At 36.5% G+C, this 5,174-nt stretch carries 4 protein-coding genes; 1 reads left to right on the top strand and 3 read right to left on the bottom strand.

The features are described 5' to 3' along the window. The 3 genes from RM529_RS15835 to RM529_RS15825 form a co-directional block, all read right to left on the bottom strand. On the bottom strand, positions 1-189 hold a 189-nt coding region (locus tag RM529_RS15835), incomplete at its 3' end, for a hypothetical protein (RefSeq protein ID WP_311485721.1). 89 nt (positions 190-278) lie between these two features. Next, entirely contained in the window at positions 279-1,784 is a 1,506-nt protein-coding gene (locus RM529_RS15830) for a hypothetical protein (RefSeq protein ID WP_311485720.1), read from the bottom strand. Between the two features lie 301 nt (positions 1,785-2,085). Beyond that, positions 2,086-3,102 (bottom strand): response regulator transcription factor, encoded by a 1,017-nt coding sequence (locus RM529_RS15825; protein ID WP_311485719.1) that lies wholly within the window; start codon positions 3,100-3,102, stop codon positions 2,086-2,088. Between the two features lie 458 nt (positions 3,103-3,560). Between RM529_RS15825 and RM529_RS15820 the strand changes: the two genes are divergently transcribed. Continuing rightward, the coding region (locus RM529_RS15820) for an excinuclease ABC subunit UvrA (protein ID WP_489752741.1) at positions 3,561-5,174 on the top strand (1,614 nt) is incomplete at its 3' end.

Raw genomic sequence — 5,174 nt, 5'->3', positions numbered from 1 at the left:
CGGTACATCAGAAAAATGGGCTTTCGTCTGAGATCTGCTATTTAAGAGGTCATTTAGGGTTGCGCCAAAAGACAGGGTAGCTTTTTCAGTGCTTCCCTCAATGGCGGGGTCCGATTCCTCTTTACTACAAGAGGTTAAAAATAGCGTCAATGCTAAGATTGACATCATTGTAATTTTGAACTTTTTCATACTTAAAAAATTTAGGTTAAAATATTTAGAATGGTTAATAAAATTTATTTTAAGCTCAGGAGCTCAACGTGCTCCGGAGGTGTATACTATTAATATTGAGGAGCGTCAAAAAGACCAGGATTATCTGTTTCATCATCACAGCCATGAAAGAAATGGAAGTAATCCATATCATATTCTCCATCAAATAATCTTCTAACGTCATTATCTGTTATTACTCCGCTACGAATAACTTCTTCTATGGCTCCATATTCATCTGTTCCACGAATGGTTATTTCTATATAATACTCATCTATACCGTCATTATTGGGTAAAACCATACATAAGGGTTCTGCTGAGTATTCTCCGTTTTCCATTGTGACCTCAGCGAAAAGCTGATCGTAAAGCTGTTCCGCAGCCTCCCCTTCATCATAATTCCAGACATCGACACTATAGGAGGCAACATAATGTCTTCCGTTAGGAGTACAGAAATTTCCGAAGAGGCAAAACTCAAGCAGTTCTTTTTGTTGTAAGTCAAAGAAGAGATAGCCCAACTGCTGTACGTTATCAGGTATACAATTCCCGTCGGAATCTGAAGGTGTTGGAACACAATCTCCTCCTTCAGGACCGCAATTCAGGAAGAACTGCAAAAATCTCAGATCAGAATCTTCTGTTGTTTCATCATCATCAGTATTCCTTAAAGTCTCTATCATCTCCCAGGTTAAATAACCACCCTGTACGACTTCACCGTCTTCTATGTCTCCATAATTTTCCGGCCAATCCAGCAGAGTTAAACTGAAATAAAGATATTCCTCATCATCTGCTTCTCCAAATTGTGGCGAGGGTATAACTACACATAACGGTTCAGCATAGTATTCGTTATCGTCATTTTGTCCCAGCTGGGGAGTAACCGGATTTTCCTGCGGATATAGTTGAATATCGTCCTCTCCGTCTCTAACATAGAACAATTCCAGACTATAATTTGCCATATACACTTCTCCATCCAGGCATAAATTTGCAGCTATACAAAACTCATAAAGCCTTTTTGGGATTAAATCAAAAAACGGATATCCATAATTGTTAACCACTCGATCATCAAAACAAATCACTTCTACTTCAACATATTTTTTGACACCTGCAGTAAGAGTAACTGAAAGAGGAAGAGGATTATCAACATACTCGCTATAAGTTCCCATATCCCCCTCATCCCTTGGAGCAACCCAGAGTACTTCATCATTAGCATCGTAAATTACAAATTCCTCTAGTTCATAGTCATCTGGAACCAACTCCAGGTCTTCGGAATAGTCGGTGTAATACTCCACGTTACCATCCCCATCCAAATCATCTGACAAAACATTGAGAGTAACAACCGGCAAATCTTCCCCGTCTAAAGAAAGGACAATATGCACCGTTGCAGGATCTTGACCTGAACATTCAGGAGATTCAGAAAACGGAGCTTGATTTTGCCTGCCGTTCAATAAATCCTGAAGAGCCATTCCAAAAGATAAGGTTGCAGTATCAGAAGAAGGTACTGGTACATTATTATCTTCCCCGCTACAGGAAAAGAGCAGTACCGCCAGAGTAGCAACGTAAAATGAAGATAAGTCTAAGTTTCTCATAGTTGTATTGTTCTTCTTAAGTATGCAGGTTTGACCTTTAACACAATCATCTTCTTATATAAGACAAATTATTTCTGTAATTACTGGAGCAATATATCAGTGACAAAATAAGATTAAGAAGTAGGGGTGACTTTTCTTATTTTGATATAAATGTAACGCTATTGAGGCTTTAAAAAAATGGGGGAAAACCCGTATATTCTGTTTTACTTCAATTTTCATCTGTTTTCATCTTTCACGCAAAGCTTTGCAACCTATACTTGCAATAAAGAACTGACTTTTCATTATTCCTTTAGTAAGGTTTTCAGGAGACACCTACTTCTACAAGATTATGATTTATTGCATAAATTATGCTCTCCAGCATAGTATCAGAATTTGTTTTTTTAATAATGTTTGATCGGTGCTTTTCTATAGTCTTGGTAGATATAAAAAGTGTACTTGAAATCTCTTTTGTTTTATATCCCTTGCATAATAGTTTAATGATTTCCTTTTCGCGCTTGGTAAAACTACAATCACAAAAAGTATTATTTCCCTCCACACACTCCTCTATAGCTGTTGGCTGTAAACCTTCTATTTTATCGTCCAAATATTCAGGCCCTGAAAAATCTATCGTAATAATAAATTGATTATCCAATCCTCTCTTTAGCTTGGAAAAATGTATGGTGGCATTTCTTGTTTTATTATTGTTTAATAAAAGTCCGGTTTTCATACTTTCCCGCATATATTTCCCTCTCGAGAAGTTCCTGAGGTTTGCCTCTAATTTTGACCTGTCTTCTGCTTTAACAAAATCCGTTAGCTTATGAGACGTAGTCTTTCCTGGTCTGAAAAGTTGTCTAAACTCATCATTTAGTGCCAGAACGTTATTTTGTTCCAACAGTAAAACCGGCTTTCGAATGGAATTGAACATACCCATAAAGCAGTCTTTCCAATAATTGGAGAGAGAATTATTTTCATTTACTTTGCTAATAATCATATCACAAATACTATCAAGTGGAGTGCTTTTTAGAATGAAGTCATCTATAACTTCACCAAAACTCTTCACCATATCGTCGTATGCCTCGTCCGGTATTAACATAAACAACCAACTCTTAGCGAGAAAATGTGTAGACCTGAAATTTGGGATGTTTTTTGTGTCGCCGCAACATCCTAATGGAGAATTGTCTATAAAAATAAGATCAGGCATAAGATCCATTGCAACACTGTAGCCTGCATGAATCGATTCTACATGTACAACATCAAATTGAAGACTTAGATGTTCCCTTATCTCCAGGAACAACTTCTTATTTATCGAAATTAGAAGCAGTTGTTTTTTTTCACTCATCCCTATAATCATTTATTATCTTTTATTGCCTAAAAGATTTGATATCATTTAAACTATATAGTCAAAATGCTATTAGATTAAGAATATCTTAATTATCGGGGAGATATATTATTAATTATTCAATGATCAAATATAGATTAAAATTAAAATTCTTTACAAAAAAATAGGGTAATATAATACTGACATCTACCAAGTTAAGACTACGGTTAAACTTCTTAAATTAACAGTCCTTCAACCCTATTTTAGAATTATTATCTATTCCTTAATAAAATTTTAACTTTTTTGGATTTTCCGTTTAAAGCTCTTTTTAATGAAATTTACTGTTTTTCGTTAAGGAATGGATAACATGGAAATAAGGGGAAAGAGAAATAACTTTACCTCTAAATTAACAATACCTGAATTAAGCCTGCTTTTTAATTAGCAACACTTTAAGTACCTTTGCCACCTTGATTTAATTTATGACGGAAAGCGAGAATAATATTGAAGTTTTTGGGGCAAGAGTCCATAATTTAAAGAATATTGATGTTAGCATTCCCAGGGAAAAACTAGTTGTTATTACAGGTCTCTCGGGATCTGGAAAATCTTCCCTGGCTTTTGATACTATTTATGCTGAAGGACAAAGAAGATATATTGAAACCTTTTCTGCTTATGCACGTCAGTTTCTGGGAGGCCTGGAAAGACCCGATGTGGACAAAATTGAAGGACTCTCCCCGGTTATTGCCATCGAACAAAAAACCACCAGCAAAAATCCCAGAAGTACAGTAGGTACAATTACAGAAATCTATGATTTCCTGAGATTACTTTTTGCCCGTGCTGCCGACGCCTATAGCCATAACACGGGAGAAAAAATGATAAGTTACACAGATTCCCAGATTAAGGATCTTATCATTAATAAATTTAACGGAAAAAGAGTAAATATCCTTGCGCCTGTGATAAGGTCCAGAAAAGGCCATTATCGGGAACTTTTCGAGCAAATCTCCAAACAGGGATTTGTAAAAGCAAGAATTGACGGAGAAGTGCGGGATATTGTGAAGGGGATGAAACTGGATAGATACAAGACCCATGATATAGAAATCGTCATCGATCGCCTGCAGATCGATGATAAGACAGATGGACAAAAACGCCTCAACGAAAGCATCAGAACCGCAATGTATCATGGAGATGATACTTTAATGATTCTCGATCACGAAACTGATGAAATAAGGTATTTTAGTAGAAATTTGATGTGCCCGACTACTGGAATTTCCTATCCCAATCCCGAACCTAATACCTTTAGCTTTAATTCCCCTAAAGGTGCATGTCCCGATTGTAATGGAATAGGAACCTTGTATAAGGTGAATATTGATAAAATCATTCCAGACAATAAAAAGTCTATAAAAAATGGAGCGCTTGCACCACATGGTCCTCAGAAAAAGAACTGGATCTTTTCTCAACTGGAATTAATTGCTGAAAGGTTTGACTTTAAACTAACAGATCCTGTCTCGAAGATTCCAAAAGAGGCATTACAAATGATACTTTACGGAGGAAAAGAAAAATTCTCTAAAGAATCCAAAACTCTTGGGATTACCAGAGAGTTCAAAATTGATTTTGAAGGTGTCGCGACTTTTATAGAAGCTACCTATAATAATAATGACTCTACTTCCCTTAAGCGTTGGGCCAGAGAATACATGGATAAAATTGAATGTCCCACCTGTGATGGCAGCCGACTAAGGAAAGACTCGTTGTACTTTAAAATAAATAGTCAGAACATTGCAGATCTTGCACAAAAAGACATTACAGATCTTGCCGATTGGTTTGAAGGGCTTGAAAATAAACTCAGCGAAAAACAGCAATTAATCGCTTCTGAAGTTATTAAGGAAATAAGAACCAGATTGCAATTTTTAACAGATGTCGGCCTAACCTACCTTTCGTTGAACAGAGGATCAAAATCACTTTCAGGCGGGGAAGCCCAGAGAATCAGGTTGGCAACACAAATTGGTTCGCAACTGGTAGGAGTCCTTTATATCCTGGATGAGCCAAGTATCGGGCTGCATCAGCGGGATAATGAAAAATTGATAAACTCTCTTGTTTCC

The organism is Autumnicola edwardsiae, assembly GCF_031846505.1.
GTDB classification, from domain to species: domain Bacteria; phylum Bacteroidota; class Bacteroidia; order Flavobacteriales; family Flavobacteriaceae; genus Autumnicola; species Autumnicola edwardsiae.
The sequence above is the reverse complement of the archived record's forward strand: the minus strand, read 5'-3'. Positions and strand labels throughout refer to the sequence as shown.

What these genes read in the sequence shown, in the direction of transcription:
- RM529_RS15825 (WP_311485719.1), bottom strand. Translation starts at nt 3,102, where the DNA reads ATGAGTGAAAAAAAACAACTGCTTCTAATTTCGATAAATAAGAAGTTG.
- RM529_RS15830 (WP_311485720.1), bottom strand. Translation starts at nt 1,784, where the DNA reads ATGAGAAACTTAGACTTATCTTCATTTTACGTTGCTACTCTGGCGGTA.